At 49.7% G+C, this 20,679-nt stretch carries 14 protein-coding genes; 6 read left to right on the top strand and 8 right to left on the bottom strand.

The features are described from left to right. Window positions 1-311 precede the first annotated feature (311 nt). The 6 genes from HRI97_RS02155 to lepB form a co-directional block, all read right to left on the bottom strand. Window positions 312-2,450, bottom strand: a complete 2,139-nt coding sequence (locus tag HRI97_RS02155; RefSeq protein WP_253726287.1) for a methyl-accepting chemotaxis protein — start codon at window positions 2,448-2,450, stop codon at window positions 312-314. Window positions 2,451-2,638: 188 nt separating this feature from the next. Next, window positions 2,639-3,916, bottom strand: coding sequence for an O-acetylhomoserine aminocarboxypropyltransferase/cysteine synthase family protein (locus HRI97_RS02150; protein WP_253726286.1), 1,278 nt, complete (start codon window positions 3,914-3,916; stop codon window positions 2,639-2,641). A 39-nt stretch (window positions 3,917-3,955) separates the two neighbouring features. Then, window positions 3,956-5,194: an HD domain-containing phosphohydrolase gene (locus tag HRI97_RS02145; RefSeq protein ID WP_253726285.1), complete on the bottom strand. Its 1,239-nt coding sequence runs from the start codon at window positions 5,192-5,194 to the stop codon at window positions 3,956-3,958. A 197-nt stretch (window positions 5,195-5,391) separates the two neighbouring features. Further along, a complete protein-coding gene (locus HRI97_RS02140; protein WP_253726284.1) occupies window positions 5,392-7,332 on the bottom strand; it encodes a motility associated factor glycosyltransferase family protein in 1,941 nt (646 codons plus the stop codon). Further along, window positions 7,313-9,181: a penicillin-binding protein gene (locus tag HRI97_RS02135; RefSeq protein ID WP_253726283.1), complete on the bottom strand. Its 1,869-nt coding sequence runs from the start codon at window positions 9,179-9,181 to the stop codon at window positions 7,313-7,315. The genes HRI97_RS02140 and HRI97_RS02135 overlap by 20 nt, the downstream gene beginning before the upstream one ends. Continuing rightward, complete coding sequence (lepB, locus tag HRI97_RS02130; RefSeq protein ID WP_253726282.1) at window positions 9,178-9,690, bottom strand: signal peptidase I; 513 nt, start codon at window positions 9,688-9,690, stop codon at window positions 9,178-9,180. The genes HRI97_RS02135 and lepB overlap by 4 nt, the downstream gene beginning before the upstream one ends. Before the next feature lie 45 nt (window positions 9,691-9,735). Here lepB and HRI97_RS02125 point away from each other — a divergent pair, with 45 nt between their 5' ends. The 6 genes from HRI97_RS02125 (at window position 9,736) to murA (ending at window position 17,770) form a co-directional block, all read left to right on the top strand. Next, on the top strand, window positions 9,736-10,926 hold the full coding sequence (locus HRI97_RS02125) for a M23 family metallopeptidase (protein WP_253726281.1): 1,191 nt from the start codon (window positions 9,736-9,738) through the stop codon (window positions 10,924-10,926). An 81-nt stretch (window positions 10,927-11,007) separates the two neighbouring features. Further along, window positions 11,008-11,253: a zinc ribbon domain-containing protein gene (locus HRI97_RS02120; RefSeq protein WP_180486878.1), complete on the top strand. Its 246-nt coding sequence runs from the start codon at window positions 11,008-11,010 to the stop codon at window positions 11,251-11,253. Continuing rightward, window positions 11,250-13,466, top strand: coding sequence for a polysaccharide deacetylase family protein (locus HRI97_RS02115; protein WP_253726280.1), 2,217 nt, complete (start codon window positions 11,250-11,252; stop codon window positions 13,464-13,466). The genes HRI97_RS02120 and HRI97_RS02115 overlap by 4 nt, the downstream gene beginning before the upstream one ends. An 893-nt stretch (window positions 13,467-14,359) precedes the next feature. After that, on the top strand, window positions 14,360-14,866 hold the full coding sequence (locus HRI97_RS02110; RefSeq protein ID WP_253726279.1) for a hypothetical protein: 507 nt from the start codon (window positions 14,360-14,362) through the stop codon (window positions 14,864-14,866). Between the two features lie 299 nt (window positions 14,867-15,165). Beyond that, on the top strand, window positions 15,166-16,437 hold the full coding sequence (gene pepT / locus HRI97_RS02105) for a peptidase T (RefSeq protein ID WP_253726278.1): 1,272 nt from the start codon (window positions 15,166-15,168) through the stop codon (window positions 16,435-16,437). A 49-nt stretch (window positions 16,438-16,486) separates the two neighbouring features. Continuing rightward, window positions 16,487-17,770 carry a UDP-N-acetylglucosamine 1-carboxyvinyltransferase gene (gene murA / locus HRI97_RS02100; protein ID WP_253726277.1) on the top strand — a complete coding sequence of 428 codons (1,284 nt, stop codon included), beginning with the start codon at window positions 16,487-16,489 and terminating at the stop codon, window positions 17,768-17,770. Between the two features lie 325 nt (window positions 17,771-18,095). Here the strand turns inward: murA and HRI97_RS02095 are convergent, their stop codons facing one another. Then, window positions 18,096-18,818 carry an SH3 domain-containing protein gene (locus HRI97_RS02095; RefSeq protein ID WP_253726276.1) on the bottom strand — a complete coding sequence of 241 codons (723 nt, stop codon included), beginning with the start codon at window positions 18,816-18,818 and terminating at the stop codon, window positions 18,096-18,098. A gap of 57 nt (window positions 18,819-18,875) precedes the next feature. After that, entirely contained in the window at window positions 18,876-20,678 is a 1,803-nt protein-coding gene (locus tag HRI97_RS02090; protein ID WP_253726275.1) for a hypothetical protein, read from the bottom strand. Between the last annotated feature and the right edge of the window lies 1 nt (window position 20,679).

Below are 20,679 nucleotides of genomic sequence, written 5' to 3'. Positions count from 1 at the left end.
AATAAAAAATCGATGATTTTTTGCGCCGCCGATTGCGATTCGATTTTTCTTGACTTTCGCCCGGATTTTGAGTAAATTTATGTCAAATCTACTCACCCTCATAAAAACGCGTTGAAATCGCATCGTTTTGACACAAATTCTTTATTGTCCTGCCGTTTTCGGCCGTACAAATGCAATTTCAAATACCGCATAGAAAAAAACCGCCCAAAAACTTCCGTTTTCGGGCAACGGCACTTGAAAAAATCAGTATTAACGCTTTATGGACAAAGCGGGGGTTGCTTGCACGATCGATCGCCGATTATTCGCCGCGTTTATATCTTGAACTTTCTCACTTCAGCGGCCAAATTGTCGATACTGTATTTATTCTTTTGCGTCAACGTGTTCACTTCTTGAACGGATTTATTGATTTCAGCCGCACCCGACGCCATTTCATTCATACTGTCGGTGATGATGCGCGTCAGATCGTCGAGCCTGCGCATTTCCCGCGCAACGCTCTCGCCGCCCTTAAGCATTTCTTCAGAACCCGTCTGTACTTCCGTCGTTACCGAATTGATGTCTCTCATCGCGGAGAGCACCTCTTTACTGCCGTTTTCCTGTTCTTTCATCGCTTCGGTAAGGCGGCCGCTCATCTCTTTTACCTGTTCGGTGAGATTGAAAATTGCGGTGAAATTTTCTCCGACGGTTCCGGAAGAAACCGAAAGCGTTTCGATTTCGGCGGAAAGCGCTTTCAACGTCGATGTAATCGATTTACCCTGCGTCGCGGAATCTTCGGCGAGTTTACGGATTTCGTCGGCAACGACGGCAAAACCTTTACCCGCTTCGCCGGCGTGAGCGGCTTCGATTGCGGCGTTCATGGCGAGAAGGTTCGTTTGACTTGCGATACGCTGGATAACGCTCGACGCTTCCATAAGAGAACCCGATTCTTCGGTAATTTTCTGTGCAACTTCGTTTGCAGTTATAAGCGTATTTTTGCCTTCATCGGTCGCAGATGCAAGTTTTTTGATCGCTTCATCGGCTTTGTCAAGCGTATGACCGACAGCCATGATATTCGAAACCATCTCTTCGACGGAAGCCGACGATTGCGTAACGCTTGCCGCCTGATTTTGAATGCTGTTGTTCAGCTGTCTGATCGTGCGGATAATCTCTTCGATAGTCGCCGAAGTTTCGGTAACGCTTGTACTTTGCGTCATCGCCTGCTCTTTGACGCCTTCGATATTTGCGCTGATTTGATGAACGGAACTCGCGGTTTGTGTCGTATTCGACGCAAGGTCGTTTCCTATGTCGGTCATCGTATAGCTGTTTTTATCGACGGTGCGTATGGACGCGGCGATTTTTTCGATCGTTTTATTAAAATATTCGCAGACATCGGTCACTTCGTCGTTCCCGTTTTCCGGAAGACGCACGGTCAAATCGCCCTCACCCTGTGCAATATCTTTCAAAGCGCTTGTCGCAAGACGAACCGGCTTTACCATCTGCGTGGTGATAAAATAGACGATGACAAAGACCGCAATTAAGATGAGAATACCGATGACAAACAGCGAAATGCTGAGATTTTTCACTTCGTCCATGAATTCGCCGTAGGGAGCGTTGATGACGACCGTCCAATCGGCCGAACGCATCTTTGCCGCAGCTGCAACTTTCGAAACGCCTTCGTATGTATACGAACCGATAACAGGGACATTCGATGCTATGGCATTATGTTCAAACGTGCCGATTGAAACCATGGAAGGATCGGTTTTTGATTCTTCAAAGGCATTGGACATAGTCAGTACCAGTTCGGCATCCACGTCCGCAATCGACGTACCCGTCGGCCCTATAATATAGCAGTTTCCCGTTTTTCCGATTACGATATCTTTAACATTTTCGCGCAGCTGGAGACCGGGAATATCGGCGGACAAAACCCCGCAAATGCGGTTATTCGCATCGTAAACGGGAACGGCGAGCGTTACGACAAGCGTATGGTTTGCACGTTCGATATACGGCTCGGAAATAAAGTTCTTTCCGGAAAGCGCGGTTTGAAACCACTTTCTGTCGGCTACCTGAACGGTGCCTCCGTCATAATAGAATGTTCCCCGCGTATCGCTTATATCGAGCTCACGGATGGAAGCGTTTTGCGCGGCTTCGCTTTTCAGCAGCGCGACGCGCTGTGCATACGAATACGAAGAATCATACAAAACGGGTATACGTGCAATACCTTCGAGAAATTGGAAGTGCGTGTTTATCCTTCCGTCGATAATTTCCGCCGTATCTACGGCTTTATCGCGCAAGTGTGCTTCGAGTTTTTCGATGACTGCCCTGCGCGCCAAGCCGATTACCAAAACGCTTTCGATGAGTATCGCTGCGGCAATCAGACTTCCGAAAACAATAATTACTTTTTTACGGATTGAAAATAGCTTTTTTCCGGTTGCACTGTTTATATTTTTTTTAAGGAATGCGGTATTCTTTTCCATAAATATAACGAAGCTCCTTTTCTATGCAGCTGTCGGAATAGACTTCAACTCGTTTTCAGTATATACGTTTTAACCGATTGCGTCCACTGTTTATTCGTGCGTTTATTCGTGTGTTCAAGCCGCCTCCGCATTTCAGACATACGATTTTTCAAGAGCACGCCTCACCGGTAATTTACAATGTCTACGGCTTATACTGCCGAAAGCGCACGGTCGACATCGGCGATGATGTCTTCGACGTTTTCAAGGCCGCAGCTGAAGCGTACCATGCCGCCGTCGATCCCCGCCGCCGCAAGCTGTCGATCGGTGAGCTGCCGGTGCGTCGAAGATGCCGGATGAAGCACACAGGTGCGGATATCGGCGACGTGGACTTCATCGGTTGCAAGCGAAAGAGCATCCACAAAACGCACCGCAGCCGCCCGACCGCCTTTGATACCGAGCGCGATGACGCCGCTCGTTCCGTCGGGTAAATATTTTTTTGCAAGCTCATGATTCGCGTCACCCGCGAGTGCGGGATAGGTCACCGATGCGATTTTATCGCTTTTTTGAAAATGCTCTGCAAGCGTGAGCGCGTTTTTGCAATATTGCCTCATCCGAAGCGGCATCGTTTCAAGCCCCAAATTCAATAAAAATGCCGAATGCGCCGACGGGTAGCAGCCGAAATCGCGCATAAGCTGCGTCCGCGCTTTGATGATATAGGCAGCTTTTCCGAATTCCTTCGTATAGGTGAGCCCGTGATAGCTCGGATCGGGTTCGCAAAAATCCGCAAAAAAACCGTTCGCTTTGTGTGCCGCTTCCCAATCGAAATTGCCGCCGTCTACGATAACACCGCCGCACTGGACTGCATGACCGTCCATGTATTTTGTCGTCGAGTGAACGACGATGTCCGCTCCCCATTCGAAAGGACGGCAGAGTATCGGCGTCGCAAAAGTATTGTCGATGATGAGCGGTACGTTCCGCGCGTGAGCGGCTTTCGCCCACGTTTCGAAATCGAATACCGCAAGCGAAGGATTGGCGAGCGTTTCTCCGAACACCGCTTTCGTATTCGGTTTAAACGCTTTGAGAATCGTATCGTAATCGGCGACGGCGGAAACTTGAATACATTCGATGCCGAGCTTTTTGAGCGTAAAGCAAAAGAGGTTCGTCGAACCGCCGTAAATCGCCGAACTCGCGATAAAGCTGTCGCCCGCCGAACACAGGTTTAAAATCGAAAGCAGGGAAGCCGCCTGCCCGCTCGATGTCAGCATCGAAGCGACGCCGCCTTCAAGATCCGCAATCTTTTTTTCAACGGCATCACAGGTCGGATTCGCCATCCGCGAATATATGTATTCCGTCGGTTTGTCGAAAAGAGCGGCAACGTGATCGCACGAATCGAATTTATACGTCGTGCTTTGTACGATCGGCATAACGCAGGGCTCTCCGTTTTTCGGCTCATATCCCGAATGCAGACATTTCGTTTCGATCTTCATAATTTGCTCCTTGGCATTGACGGATACCGTTCCGCATCGCTATTGTGCGGAAATGCATTCGCATCCGGTAAGACTTTTCATCGCGTCTTCAAGTTCCTGCTTGCCGAGCGGCCGCATGATCTTTATATCGTTGTCGTCCGTCTGAAGCGTTTTCGGAGAGCCGTCCGCATCTTTTTTCCCGAGCAGCTGTACGATCGGATTTTTCGGATTGTCGGGATTCACATCGATAACCTGCGCGGTTTCTCCGTTTGAAAGATACACATACGTACCGATCGGATAAAGCGATATGCTGTACAACAGCGCTTTGATAACGGTTTCGTCGTATTGGCGGTTTTCGTTTTTGAGCATTTCGACCATCGCGGCAAAAGTGCTGCGTTCCGTTTTATATTGACGCGGAGCGACGATCGATTCGAACGAACACACGACTGCAATTATCTTCGCGTAGAAAGAAATTTTATCGCCCGTAAGATTTCTCGGATATCCCGTACCGTTTTCGCGCTCATGGTGTTCGAGAATACCGAACTGCACTTCTACCGGAAAATTGAGATTTTTTGCGATTTCAAATCCGATGATCGGATGCTTCGATATCTCATCCCGCTCGGCCGACGACAATTGCTTTGTCGAAAGATACAGCTGCGGAGGCAGACGCAGCATACCGATTTCATGAAGCATACATGCGGAACCGAGTTCGACAAGCTTCGATAGGCTCATGTGCAGCTGCAGTCCGACCGCAATCGCGAGCACCGTCGAACGCATCGAATGCGTAACGATAAAATTTTTTTTGGCGGAATCGTCAGACGATGTGATTCTCAACACATAACCGCGGTTTTCACGGATAAAAATGCACAAGCTCCGCACCGTTTCCGCCAAACTCGCGTAATCGATTTGTTTATGCGTCGCATAGTGCGTGTACACATAATCGATATAATTCATGTATTCGTCGTATACATTTTGCACCGCTGCAAGCCGTGCCTGTTCGCTGTTTTCGAGCGTACGCATACGGCGAACATCTTCGAGAGAACGCTTTATACCGCTGCTGAGCACCGACTCAGACGTCTTCGATCTTTCCGTTCCGGCCTTTATGTGCGTCGCTATAAAATCATCGACGTTTACATTGCCTTCGCTGATAACTTCATTGAACTCCCAATCGGCAAGGGCCGTAATCACCGCTTGGGAAATCGAAACTCCTGCCGGCTCGACGACAAACAGCATATCGAGAAGCAAGTCCTTATCGAATGAAACACCGTCCTTTATAAGGCTCAATTCAAATGTATTCATACTACTCTCTATCCGTATATTGTAACGCGTTCCGTCCGTTTTGCAAGCTGAAAATACGAAAAGAGCAAAAAAAAAGTTGAAAAACCTCACACGTTTTTCAACTTTTATAAACACGGAAATCGGCATTGCAGGCGCCCGGATGTCGAATCGCCCGCGTTATCCGACATTTTTATTATCGGGGGAAAAAACGGAAAACTTTAATGAAACGATTGGAAATATTTTTCGCATTCGGATGCGGCGCGCTCGAGTTCTTCGTAGACGAGGTGCGAGCGCAAAAGACTTTTCCGAAACGCATCTTTTGTTTTATCGTCGCTTTCGCCAAGACCGGCAAAGCATCTCCCTTTCTGCAAGGCAAGAGAAACCGCGTCCTTTACGCCGCTTTTGAGGATCGCCGTATCGATGTCTGCGAGGGCGCGGAGCGTCGTTTGCCGTACACCGCCGTCCGCGAGCGCGTTTTCGCATATCCGCTTTCCTTCTTCTGCGGTTTTTCGAAAAGACGCGACTTCGTGCAAAAATTCGGAGAGAGCGGCTTCGAAGCGCGCTTTATCCGGAGGAGAGGCTTTTTTCGATGCTTCGCTTTTTTTAATAAATTTTTCTTTTTGTACCGTAATGTCGGGCTTTTCCAAAAACGAGCACACATCGACGGGCGCAATGCCGGGAATCGCGATCCCGCATCGCGCGAACGTATAGGTTTTCGCATCGGGACAGGAAGCAAGTCTGCTTTCAAACCACCACGCGAACATTTTCATGCGCGAATCGGTCGGCACGGGCTTTTCGTCGTAATCGCACGCCTCCTCCGCGCCTGCCGAAAAAAGGAGCGGCAAGTTTTGCGTTTCCGCAGGAAGGGTTCGCACCGAAGTTTCATGCGTTCCCTCTTCGAACATACTGCCTCTGATGTGCGTCTTTTTTCCGGGAAAAGCGAAATCGAGTCCGCAGCAGTAGATTTCGGACGCACCCGCCGCATACGCGAAATTCCACGCCGCCGATGCGACCGAACCGCCTGCGCCCAAATCGCCTTTTTCGCCGAGCCGCCGTTCGAACCATTTACCGATCGGAAAGAGAGACGACGAAAGCGCAAAGCTCCTGCACGGAAAAGAAAAGACCGAGGGGTACACTGCGATTTCCGCAATGAGCACGCTCGACTTCGATGCCAATCCCGCTATGTGGCGATACGCGTAGTACTGCGGATCTCCGATGACGATAAAATCCGGTTCGACGCCCGCTCTGAGGCAGGCGCGGAGTGCCGTGTCCACACACACGACGACGCTGCGCTTTTTGATTTCCGGAAGATAGGAGAGCGTACTTTCCAGAGAAGGGCCTGCCGCGACGATCGTAAACGGAATACCGCGCGCGTTGCCCGCATAGGCCGACACTCCGCGCCTCAGCGCATAATTGTTAAGATTTTTGCAGCTGTTTTTAAGCCAGCGTTTTGCAAAGCGTTCGAGGGTTGCGGCGTTGATATCGTCTTTGCGTCTGTTCCGTTCGACGAGGGTTCGAAGCGTATCGAAATAATCGGATGCGTGAGAAGTTTGCGAAGGCACCGAAAAAAACGCACAGCGGGAAACACCGTACTTTTCGATAAATGCAACGACGGTGTGCGGCGGACAGGCAAGGGCTGCGATACATTCTTTACTTGCGAAAACCGCCGTCCAATCGATGAGCGCGAGGGACGCGAAAAAGCGATCGGCGTCCGGCTCGACGATGATAATCGCTCTGTCCGGAAAGCGGGAAGCATAGGCTTCTACCGCATAGCCGAGCCCGAAGCCGAAAAACACGGCGGCGCGGCATTCGTCGAAATCGGAGTTTGCAACCGCCTGTTCGGCTTCCCGTTTCGGATTGTACGCCGAATGGAGCAGCGCGCCGCCTTCGTACGCGCTTACGCTTCCGTCTTTTGCCGAAACGATATTCCAAAACGGAAAGGGCCGGCCGATTGCCGCAGGCTCGTTGTTCAAACCGCCGCACGGAATTGAGCTGTCGTGCGTATCGCTTGCGGACCTGTCCGACAAAAACGTCGAGCTGCGCTCGGCCGTGTCGGTACACACCGCGTCGACTCGGGCGATTTCGGATGCGAACATTTTTGCGAGGGAAGGAAAACGGGATGCGAATGCGGCGCGGTTTTTATTCCAGATTGAGTTCAATGACCATATTCTCCGTGACGGGCGTTCCCGCCGGCGGCGTTTGGCTTGTGACCCAGCCGTTTCCGTGTATCGTGACGCGGAAGTTTCCGCCGTCGAACAGCGGCAAAAGATCGCGCTTCGACATATTCGTAAAGTCGGGAAGGAGGCTTCCGACGGCGAGCGTTTTGCCTGCGGGGATCACGATGCGTCCCGAATGCAAAAGCGATTCCGCGCCTCCGCGGCTCATGCCGAGGTGATTGATGATCGCGTCGGCGGCTTCGGCGATAACCGGAGCGACGATGCGCCCCGCATAGGTTTCGCCCTTCGCCTTTTCGATAACGATGTAGAGGATAATTTCGGGATCTTCGATCGGAAAGACCGCGATACAGTTCGATAAAAAATCGGTACTGCTGTATCCGCCGGATTTGTCCGCCATCTGTGCGGTTCCGGTTTTTACGCCGATGGATATATCGCCGAGCCTCGCACGCGAGCCGGTCCCCGTCGTCGCCGTCGTTTCCATGCAGCTCAAAAGATAACGCGCCGTCGCTTCGCTCAATGTCCGCTCACCTCGTTCGGCTTTATGCTCGTAATACGTCGATCCGTCTTTATTCGTAATCCGCTTGATCGTCGTAAGCTTTACGGGAATGCCGCCCGAAGCGATGGATGTTGCCGCATACATCATCTGCAGCGCGGACACGCTTATCTCCTGCCCGATTGCGATCGTCGGTTTCGAGCGCGCCGACCACGAGCGGGAGTTCGGATCTTTGACCGAGCCCGCCGTTTCGCCCGGAAGCTCTATGCCGGTTCGCTTTCCGAATCCGAGCGCGCGTATCTTTTCGATAAACTCATCTTCATCGATGCGGTCGCTCATTTGGCCGAGCGCGGCGTTGCACGAAAGACGAAGCGCATCGCGCGGCGTTACCCATCCGTGCGTGCCGAGACATTTGATGCGGATCGTTTCTCCGCTGCGCGTTTTTCTTTCGTACATGCCGTTACAAAAAAAGCTGTCGCCGCTGTGTATGAGCCCCGCGTCGTACAGGATCGCGACCGTAAATATTTTGAAAACGGAACCCGGCTCGTACGCCGTCATCGCAGGTCTGTCTATCGTCTCTTCGACGGTCGCTCTGCCGTATTCGTTTAAATTGACCGACGGCAGGCTGATGTACGACAGAATTTCCCCCGTCTTCGCTTCGGCCGCGACGAGCATCATGCTTTCCGCCTGCGTATTTTTCATCGCGTTTGAAGCGATCTGTTCGAGCTTGTACTGCAGATTCGCGTCGATCGTCAAATATACGTTTTTGCCCGGCTCTATCTGCGCGGAGTCCGAGCTTACGGAAGGGGCGAGCACGGACTGCATCGAATATTCGGTACCCGAAAGCCCGTTTCCGTCGTCTCCCATATAACCGACAAGCTGGGATGCGAGGGAGTTTTCCGGATAGACGCGGCCGGGAATCCTGTCGCAGCGCACGAAGGTGTAACCCTTCGTATCGATAATCTGCTTGAGTTCATCGTATGCGGTCTGCCCTATCTTTTTTTTAAGGTAGACGAAGTGCGCACCTTTTGCTTTTTCGATAATCGCCGCGACCTCACTTTCTTTCATACCGAGAATCGATGCGACGTCTTTTGCAAATGAAGCGGCGTCCGCGACCATCTTCGGCGTTACGCCGACGTGATAAAAATTCGTCTGCACGGCAAGCGGTTTTCCCGAACGGTCGACAATCGCACCGCGTTCCATGACGGGCGTACGCGGAGTGATTTCGGCGACAGGCGTGAGCGCGAGGCGGACATAGCGGAGCGTAATATAGGCGGCGGCGATAAAAACGAAAACGGCAAGGACTATGATCCGCTTCGTGTGAAAAAAATCGTTCATTTATTAATAATCCTGCCGACGACGTTTTTGACGGAAACGAAACCGTAGTTCCTCGAATCGATCGATTCGGCATAGTTGTCGCCGAGGGCGAGGATGTATCCGTCCGGTACGCGGGAAGAAGCGCGCATCAATTCATACTGTTCTTTCGTCAGCTCGATTTTCAAATCTCCCACAAAAAGACTATATCCCGAATTCGACGAATATTCCAGATGCGCGCCTGCGACGGCGGCACAGCGCTTGACGACGATGCGGTTCGCGTGCAGGTAGATTACGATATCGCCCGCCTTCGGCTCCGCCCACGAAACGAAAAATCCCGCGCTTCCGGGCTTTACGAGGCCGTAGGCGAGTTTGTTGACGAGTACCGTTTCCCCGTCTTTGATCGCGGGTTCCATCGAGCGTCCGGAAATATGCAAAAAATCGATGACGAAGAGTTTAACGACGATGCCGATACACAGACCGATGAGCAGCGGAACGATAAAATGCCGCGCTTTTTTTTCAGCTTTTTGCATGGCTTTATTCTAATATGAGTGCGTTTTTATGTCGATAGAAATAATATGGAAATAATCAATTATGTCGGTTTTGAAGGAAGCCGGACGAAGCCGTCCGTAAAATTGCCGTTTTTTTTCGGAGAACGCAAAAACAATATCTCGTACGCTCTTACGCACTCCCCTCTAACGCATTCGTTTGCAGCCGCCGCCGTGCGCCCGAATTTTTCGCTGCGCTCGTTTTTGATTTCGCTCGGCCGCTTTTCCGAAAGCGTACTTTCGCATTGGAAAGCGGGAGTTGCAGTGATCGCCGTATTCGCTTTTCTTTCGGGCGCCAAAGCGACGCTTTCGTATGCGGCAAGCCACACCGGCCCGCTTGCGCTTAAAGACAGCGGAAAAGCGGAACTCGAAACGCTCGATAAAGTGATGGCGGCCTTTGTCGCCGATGCGTCCGTAAGTTATACCGACAGCGGCGATATCGTCGGAAGCGGAAAATCGCGCGCGGAACTCGCCGCATTGTTTAAAAAGCCCGTTTCGTATCAAACCTATACGGTCAGATCCGGCGATACGCTCGGCGGCATCACAAAGCGTTTCGGCTTAACGAACCTTTCGACGCTCATCGATGTGAACGGCATTACAAACGCGCGTTCTCTGCACGAAGGGCAAAAGCTCCGCATCCCGTCGGTCGACGGCCTTATGTATACGGTGTCGAAAGGCAATTCGCTTACAGGCCTTTCCGCAAAATTCAACGTGCCGCTTGAAGATCTCCTCGACGTAAACGACCTTGCAAGCCAAACCCTCACCGTCGGGCAGCAGTTGTTTATCCCCGGCGCGAAGATGGATGCGGCGAAACTGCACGAAGTGCTCGGCGATTTGTTTAAAATCCCGATTACTGCGGCATACCGCATTTCATCGAAATTCGGCTGGCGTCCCGATCCCTTTACCGGCGTGCGCTCATATCACACGGGAATCGATTTGGCCTGTCCCGAAGGCACTCCGATCCGCGCGGCGATGAACGGAACCGTCGCCTTTGTCGGCTGGTCGAACGTGTTCGGAAACTACATCATCGTAAATCACCCGAACGGGTATCAAACGCTCTACGGTCACATGTCCGCATCGCGCGTAAAAAAAGGACAGGGCGTAACGCAGGCGACGGTCATAGGGCTCGTCGGCTCGACCGGTTATTCGACGGGGTCGCATCTGCATTTTACCGTGTATAAAAACGGCCGGCTCGTCAATCCGTCTTCCGTGCTGAAGTAATCGGTTCCGCGGAGAATTGTCCGAAACGGTTTTGCAAAATATTACGATATGGTTTATACTTACAACGACGGAGGTCACCGTATGAAGCCGGTAACTGTGTGCCGCGGATGCGGGCGCACGATCGATAACGATTTTATCTATTGCCCGTGGTGCGGCTATTCGCGCGTCGCTTCCGACGACAGCGCATCGCTCGAAGCGGTGTTCAATCAGCTCGAACAGCTGCAAAACGATTCGCGCAACCGGCAGATAAGCGAAATGGAAAAGCAGCTCGACGATCTCGTGCACGAACTCGACACGATCGTTTTGAGTGCGGAGCTGCATAAATGACGAAGCTCTGCGCCCTGTGCTGCATCTTCGCTTCGTTTGCCGTGCTGCCGCTCGGAGCGGGCGTTTCCTTCGGCAACGCCGATCTGAACGACAAAGACGAAATCCTTTTTACGGTGCGCCGCGATTTTCCCGGAACTCCGTCCTACCGCTCGCTCTTTTACGCAAAGCTTGTAAACGGCGCTCCCGCAGAAAGCCCTCGAGCGCTTACCTGCTATCCCGAGCGGATGGAACTGCTTTCGGGCGGAAGCGTATTGCAAATACGGAACCGCTGCGGTACGGCGCGCTATTCCTTCGAAACGGGCACGCTCGAATGGACAGAACAAGCCGATACGATTCCCCTCGATTCGATGCCGCTTTTTCCCCGCGCGGTAAGTCCCGACGGAGCATGGAGCTGCTTTGTCGTCAAAACGGGATTCGCCGAAGGCATTTTGACGTTCGAAAATTCCGCGACGGGCAGGCGCACGGCGCTCGATCCGCACGCATCCGTCAGTTACGATTCTCTTCCGGTTAAGTGGGCGCCCGACAGCTCCCTCGTGCTCTACGCTAAAGACGGAAAAGTGTGTTTTTGCAGTCCCGACGCGCTTTTCCGCGGCGTCGAAATCGACGAAGCCTACCGCGAAATCGGACCGGGTTCGATCGATTCGGTGTGCTGGGCGGGCGGCAGCGTTTTTTACATCGACGGCGACATGCTCTATAAAATCAACGTAAAGGAATTGTATACGACGGGTTTGTATTCTGCCGTCATCGGCAGAGGAACGCCTGTCGGTCGTCTGCCCGAGGCCTTCGATCCTTCGCGCGATGTGTTCAGCGTCGACAAAAACGGCACCTCTCTCTTTTTAATAAAATCGGGAAAGCTGTTTTCGCGCTATCTCCTGAGAGGTAATTCGGCGGACTATCTTCCCGTCGTTTTTTCCCGCCCTTACGTGAGCGATTCCGCTTCCCTCATCGATGCTGCCGTCCTGTGGGATTCCGACGGAACGCCCTATGCGTGGATGCGCGTCATGCCGTATTCGGGAGGCAAACCGATGGCCGCCGTATACCGCGCGTCCGATTCCCTTTCGCCCCTTCTCTCCGCAGAAAATTCCTGTCGTCCGGTGATTTCTCCCGACGGAAGCCGCGCGGCTTTTTTTTCCGGCAGCACCGTCTATGTGTACGACATTTCGTCGTGGAAGCGCATCGGCGAACTTGCAGGGGAAAATACGGTGAGCGCGGTTTGGAACGGAAACGACACGCTCTATGTCGGAGGAGACCGATCGGTGCGCCGCTGGAACGTCGCTTCGGGCACGAGCAGCGCTCTCTTCCTTTCATCCGCTTCATCCTGTTCGTGGGATCGCGAAACGAGACGCGCGACGGTGACGACGGGAGGTAAAACTTTTTCACTCGACGCATCGCTGAAAAAGTGGACCGAACTGCCCTCCCCCCGCGAAAATACCGTTTCTATGCAAAACGGCCGCTACCGCGTATTTTTCGGAACGACGCCGTCCCCGTACTATGAAAACGCGCTGTACGTGCGCACGCTTTCGGGCAAAGCGGTTACGCGCGCGGTGTTTCCCGAAAGCGCACAAAAAACTCCGCCTCGAAAAAAAGCCGCGCTCGCTTTCGACGCATACGACAGCGCTGACGGGCTTCCGCTCATTCTCTCCGCACTCGACACGTACAACATACGCGGAACCTTCTTTTTCAACGGCGAATTTATCAGGCGCTATCCGAAAGAGACAAAACAGATTTCGCTCACCGGCAACACCTGCGCCTCTCTGTTTTTTTCGGAACTGGATTTTATGCGGAGCCCCTTCGTCATCGATGAAGACTTTATCCGACGCGGACTTGCACGAAACGAAGATGAGTTTTTCAGATGCACGGGAAAAGAACTTTCGCTTTTGTGGCACGCGCCGTTTTACCGTGCAACCGACGCCGCACGAAAAGCGGGGAAAAAAGCGGGTTATGCTTATGCCGAATCCGTAATCGGCGATATGCGAAACGGAGCGAATACAAGATACAATCCGAGCGCGTACACCGAATACCGGAATGCTGCCGATTTTATCGAAAGCTGTCTTGCATCTCTGAGTGAAAACGGAGGCGGTATCGTACCCGTAAGCGTCGGCTCTTCGCGCGATCCGACAAACGAGCGCGTTTATCGAAAACTCGATCTGCTCATAAGCGCGATCCTCGATGCCGGTTTCGATATCGTCGGCGCGGACGAACTCGCCGAATAACGCTGCAGCGGAAACGCGGCACCGCTGTTTAGAAGCTGTACTCTATTGATCAAATCGATGACTGCAATGTCGCGGAGCTTTCCTTTTGAAGCATATGGAAACTTTTATAAAAAGCCGATTTATTATGAGAAGATCGACTTGTTGGAGAAATGATCGGTGAAAAACAATATTAACGATTGTTTAAATTATATAGTAAGATTTTCCAACAAAATAACGGCAATACAATTATTCTTGTTTTTTTTTATTTATTTTTATTTTGGGTTGATTGATAGGCGTTTATTGCGTATATTTGTCGGTTGGTTATTAAGAATAAAATTTATAGGTAATATAAATGATTTGAAATTAAAAGCAACAATTTGTGTCGGAATATGGGGTTTGTTGTTATTAATAATATTTAAATTATTAATTGTACTTATTGGTATAACAGTCTATTTACATAAACGGCGATGATAAATACCTTACTTTTTTGTATCAATTTTCCATTGTATTCTGTTTTTCTGTTTATTAAGTATTTTTTATTTGTTAAGATTAATAATACAGGAATGATTATTGAAGGATATTTTATGGTGAATTTGTTTTTTGGAATAATGATCTTTCCTGTTTATATTCTCCATAGGCATACAAAGAATATTTATTTTTTTATTAATCTCAGTAAGTTTTCCAAATATATAAAAATTCCATTGTTATTGCTTGGACTTATTTCTACTGCAGTAATTTTTAAATTACCTCTTTTTCAAATCGAGGTCTCTCAACGCACGATAGCAATTGTCCCGGCTTTGGGTTATACTTGTTCATGTCTGTAATTCCTTATGTGATATTGTTTTGTGTGCTAACTTAACTATATCACGAATTACAGACTTTAAATAGTATCTAATTTATCTTGGACAGTAGTGATGACGCATCCAAATAAAAAAATATTCATAGCATTCTTTTTTCTAATATTTAATATTATATTTTGTAATTCGTTAAGTTTTAACTCTAAAAGAATTTCCAATTCGGATTCAAAGGAGATCGAAGAATTGCTAGGGGTAATCTATAGGAATTTTGAAGATAATGATTGGAGAGAGATAGAGAATTTGTTCTATAAAAACAAATTAAATATTTGCATAGAATCTAATCAAATAATCGAAAATTACAATAATTATAATTACCTTGGAAAAATTCATAATATAAATGAAATTCAATTATATCAGGCTTATAGAAATAAAGCAGGAAAAATTATAAAGAAAATGGAAGTGAGTAAAGATTTTGATTCACAGCCATATGATTATCCAATCGGTAATATTTATTATATAAAGATAAATGTTGAATATGAAAATGTAAAAACTAATGAATATTTTTTTATAGTAAAAACTGAAGAAAAATTCAAAATTTATGAATTGAAAATAGTACTTTTATAAATAAGAATTGCGGTAGTATTTTATGTTATAATTCGGATAAGAAAGATTGTCTTAATATATTGTTCCTCCAATTAAAATTAGATTTGATATAAATGGACTATATTTTGGCAAACGAAAATAATAATTTTTCGGTAGATGCATATTTTACTCCCCCCCTACACCGGATTGCTTCCCCGCGCAATATTCCCGTCGCGAGCGAAAGCTCACCAAGCGACATACACGGCAAGTCTGCGGAGCAAACTCGGCAGCGATCGAAGTCATCGATTGCATAAGGCGCGTGAAAATCATATTATAACGATATGAACTACATCAAAAAAAATTCACTGGAAGAAAAAGAATTGCTCGAACGTTTTTTGCGCTATGTAAAAACGTATTCCGAAAGCGATTCGAATAAAGCCGACGAAGGGATCATGCCCTCAACTCCGCAGCAAAGGGATTTTGCAAATATGATTGCCGAAGAGATGAAGGCTGCGAGTTTGGAAAACGTGCACGTCACCGAGTTTTGCTATGCGTACGGCGTTCTCCCCGCTTCCGAGGGTTTTGAAAACGTGCCGCCTTTTTGTCTCCTTGCACACATGGACACGGTCGACGAAGTGAGCGGAAAAAACGTCAATCCCGTCGTACATGAAAACTACGACGGCGCTCTCATCGAACTTGCGGAAACGAATCCTCTCGATGCGGCTTCGGACGAAGCGCTCGCAGAGGCGGCACGCGAGCGCGATACGATTATCACGACGGACGGGCATACGCTCCTCGGTGCGGACGATAAGGCGGGCATCGCGGCGATCATGACGGCGATTTCGTACCTTAAAGCGCACGAAGAGATCAGGCACGGAAAAATCGAAGTGATCTTTTCGCCCGACGAAGAGACAGGGCACGGCATGGATAAAGTGCCGCTCGAATCGATTCAATCGAAACGCGCATACACTGTCGACGGCGGACATATCGGCGAGCTTGAAACGGGATGCTTCAATGCGGTCGGGACGACGGTCGTCTTTACGGGCAAAGCGACGCACACGGGGACGGCACGGAAAGCGGGCATGATAAACGCGATCGCTATGGCATCGCATTTTGTGTCCTCGCTCCCCATTACCGAGCGTCCCGAAACGTCGGACGGTACGGCAGGCTTTTACGCGCCCATCGAATTTACGGGAACGATCGAAAAATCGACGGTGTATCTTTTGCTGCGCGACTTTGACGGCGAAAATATGAAAATGCGGCAAAAAACCGTCGAAGCGCTCGCCGAAGCTGCCGCACTTTCTTTCGGCGGCAATGCAAAAGTGACGCATAAAACGCAGTATTTCAATATGAAGCAAAAGCTCGACGAACATCCCGAAGTCGTGCGCGATTTGAAAGCGGCATACCGAGCGGCGGGCGTGGAACCCGTCTTTACGCCGATCAGAGGCGGTACCGACGGTTCGCGGCTCACCGAAATGGGCATCCCTACGCCGAACATCTTTACCGGCGGACACAATTATCATTCGCGTATGGAGTGGGCTTCGCTTAACCAAATGTGTAAAGCTGCCGATATTTTAATAAACCTCGCAGGCATTATCGGTACGGCAAATTAACCCCCGATATACCTGCGTGTTAAACGCACTATGAAAACGGGAGGCTGCAATGCACGAATACATAATCGACGGCGGATATCCTATCAGGGGAAGCATCACTGCGGGCGGCAATAAAAACGCGGCGCTGCCGTGCATTGCAGCGGCTTTGCTCACGGAAGAAAGCGTTACGCTGCACAATATTCCGGACATAGAAGACACGCGCGTTATGCTCGACATTGCCCGATCCTTCGGCGCCGACGTCGAGTGCGTAAAAAATCACAGCTGGAAAATCACCGCCAAGCGATTTGCAAACACGATGATTCCGCCGGATCTTTCAAAAAAGATACGCGCATCGATTTTGTTTGCGGGTCCCCTCCTCGCCCGAACGGGAAGAGCGGAAATGCTGCCGCCGGGCGGAGACGTTATCGGCAGGAGAAGACTCGACACGCACTTTCTCGCGCTCACCGAACTCGGCGCACGCGTAGACATAAACGGTAAATTCGTGTTTTACGCGGACGCGCTCAAAGGCGCCGACATCTTTCTCGACGAAATGTCGGTAACAGCGACGGAAAACGCCGTCATGGCGGCGGTGCTCGCAAAGGGAGAAACGATCATTTCGAATGCCGCAAGCGAACCACACGTGCAAACCTTGTGTACCATGCTCGTGAATATGGGCGCGAAAATCAGCGGCATCGGAAGCAATATTTTGCGCATAGAAGGAGTCGACTCCCTGCACGGCTGCGAATGCACGATAGGCCCGGACTATATGGAAATCGGTTCGTTTATCGGACTCGCGGCGGCCACTCGCGGTTCGCTCACGATCGAAGGCGTCAATCCTCAGGATATGCGGCCGCTCAGGCTCGGTTTCAGCAAACTCGGCATCGCGTGGAATATCGACGGCACTACGCTCACCGTCCCCGAACGGCAGGAACTTAAAGTAAACGGCGATATCGGAAACTCGACGCCGAAAATCGACGATGCTCCGTGGCCGGGTTTTCCGCCCGATTTGACGAGCATTATGACGGTCGTCGCAACGCAAGTCGAAGGCACCGTGCTCATCTTTGAAAAAATGTTCGAATCGCGTATGTTTTTCGTCGATAAACTGATAAACATGGGTGCCTGCATCACGCTCTGCGATCCGCACCGCGCCGTCGTGTCCGGTCCGCGCATCCTCCACGGCGACCACCTCGTTTCACCCGACGTGCGCGCAGGCATGGCGATGGTGATCGCGGCGATGACGGCGCACGGACAAAGCAGAATTTCAAACGTGTATCAGATCGAACGCGGCTACGAACACTTGGTCGAACGGCTTCAGTCGGTCGGAGCGCACATCACGACGGTCGACGTCGAGTAAAAGCGCGGGGCTTGCGGCAGCGGAAGTCCCTTCGTGCGAAAGAGTCGGCGATTTTTTATGCGAATATGCGGACGGCTTATTCTTTACAGAATAAATAAAACTCTCCCCAAGGCGTTGTTAAAATACATGATTATCGAATTCTCACTTTTAACGATTTACAAGACAGTCTGAAATTTCTTCGTAATTCTTCGCCGAAATATGCAGGCCTACCCCCGTTTCGGTATTTTTGATTACGGTTCCCGAAAGTTTTCGTTTATCACCCGCTTCAGAATTAATAATGCGTATGCAAAAATATCCGTTCCGGAATAATGTTTGTGATGTGATTTTATTTTATTACTCCAAAATCCTTAAAATAATCATCTCGTTTTGATACATACTCTCCGAATATCCAGCATATAGGATATCCTTCCAGTTGTATTTGATACCAGTAATTATGTTTACCATCAGCTTCATAATGCTCTGATTGTTTCAATATTTTTACATTATCTCCGGTTTGAAGTTTTCCCAGAATGATTCCTTTTGTATTTGGTTCAAGTCTTATTTTGACATTTAAATTGTTTACTACTCCATCTTCCATTTTAATATTTGAATTTTTTGCATAATTCTTTCTATACAAAGTCTTTCTGTATATACCAAGTGGAGGATTTACTAAAATCAGGGTATTTTCATTTTGAATATAAACCGTACATATATTCGGTTCACTCAGTTTTACAGGTTTTTCATTTGAATCGGAGGAAGAAGGATAATAGCCATATTCGAAAACAAACATATTATCTTCTTTTTTTGATACGGAATAAATAGCTCCAACGCCACCTATTCCCGATATTCTGTAATATCCCCAATCTTTATAATTAACCGAATTATTTTTTTTAGGAAAACTAAAACTAACAATATCATATTTATCTAAAATAGGCTTCTGATAATTAATAATATATTCTACAGATATATTATCGAGCCATTCACAATTTGAAAAATCTTCAATTTCATATGCAAATATTTTTGAAAAAAATAAAAACACTACAATTACAAAATAAAATCTTTTCTTCATTTTTTTCTCCTGTCGCTCCAGTGCGGGCACCACTCCCGCAACGATTTTCGCCGCGCGCTATCCTTCGCTGCGCGCCAAAAACACGAGCGACACGATGAGCAATATGACGGCATACACAAGTGCTCCGAGCGGGAGACAGTACGTACCTGCAATACCGATGAATACGTAATTAATAATTTTAAAGAGCCACATGAGCGCGCGGTATAAAATGTGCGCGAGTACGGAAAAAAACGGAAAGGCGAAAATCCACGACATTTTAAACAAACTCGTTTCACCGATCCGGTAATTCCACGCGAATGTCGCAAACCAGATAAAGAGGATCAGCATAAACAGCGGATACAGGATGCGGTTCAAAAGCACTTGGGCGAACACTTCGTCGGCATAACCGAAACGCGCACCTTTTCCGACAAAGCGGAAAAGCGAAATCATATTCATGTATTCGGCGCCGCGGGAAACTTCGGTGAGCAGCAAAAGGTCTTCGTATGACAGCGGCAGCACGATCCGATCGCTCCCGCCTTTTTTATCGGAAGCGGCATAGCGGTAGAGCGGTCCCTCCGTAACTCCTTCGGTATCTCTGTCGATCGAGCGGAGCAGAACGTACGGAACGAAGTGCGCGCCGTCGGGTACGCCGAGAGAGCGCTTTGTATCCGCGTCGAAATCTGCGGCAGAAACTTGGCGCATTTTCGCATAGGGCACGTAGACGCTGTCGGTGTATGCTCCGTTTGCATCGATCGAAAAAATCGAAAGAGCGCGGAGGTATTGCACGATGCCTCCGGATCCTTTTACCGGAGTGATGCCTTTGATATAGACGATCGATGTCGCACCGTCGTCTTTTTTAAGCGAAAAATACACATCGCTTGCGGTTTCGAATTCCTTCGCATCGATTATCTCGTCGATAAAAAAATACTCGGCGTCGAGCCGCGCATGTGCGATCGCAAGATAGCGCACGATATCGGGATCGTTCGCGTTTTCGCGCGATGCAAGCGAAAGCGTGCGGAAAATATAATACGCTTTGAGATTGTCGCCTTCGATGAGCGCGGTATAGCCGGAAAGTTTTCGCGCATAATTTTTTTGTGCGTCGGTTACGGCGGGTAAATCCGCGGCGGAAAGCGCGTTCCACGCATCCGCGGCTATGCGCTGCACTTCCGCGTAATTCGTATCGCGCCTCGTCGTAATCGACACGGCGCTTTGCGCCCAGTAGTGCGCGTCGAAGTATTTTTTTTCGGCGTACGCTTTTTCGGCACGCGCGCGGAGTTCCCGCACCGTATAGCCTTCTTCACTCACGGGTTCGCTCGCCGCCTTCGAAACCGTTTTGCGTACGGCATTGTGCGCTTCGCGCGAAGCGATTTCGGTATCGCGGAAAAGGGAGAGCGCGTCGGGAGAAGAAGGATCGATTTTCAGCGCAAGCTGGGCGTAGCGGTACGCGAGAGCTCCCCTGCCCGACCGTTCAACCTGTCGTCCGACACGGACGTACTCCTGTACGAGAAGCGGCATCCGTTCCAATTGCTTTTGCCTGGCGGATAAAATCGGCGTTCCGATTTCCGCCGCCGCAGTCAAAACGAAAGACAGAACGAGGGATGTGACGACGACGCTGCGGTAGCGGCGGAACATCGCTTGGGAAAATCGCCGAGCGCTGCCGTCGGGATTTCGTCCGAACGAAAGGGCATAGCCGATGACGAAGCCCGTCACGGACAGAGCGGGAAGGATGCGGCAAAACAGTTCAAGTCCGCTGTAAATCCGATAGAGTGTTTCGGTTTTCGCAATAAGCGGCGGCAAAGTACCTGCAAACAAACGAAACGCCATGCACGCGCAAAAAGCGAAGAGAAGGTAGCTTATTAAAATCTGAAGGACGCGTTTCATA

It is taken from the genome of Treponema socranskii subsp. buccale, from assembly GCF_024181585.1.
Classification (GTDB): domain Bacteria; phylum Spirochaetota; class Spirochaetia; order Treponematales; family Treponemataceae; genus Treponema_D; species Treponema_D buccale.
Note: the sequence above shows the minus strand (reverse complement) of the source record. Positions and strands in the feature narration are given on the sequence as shown.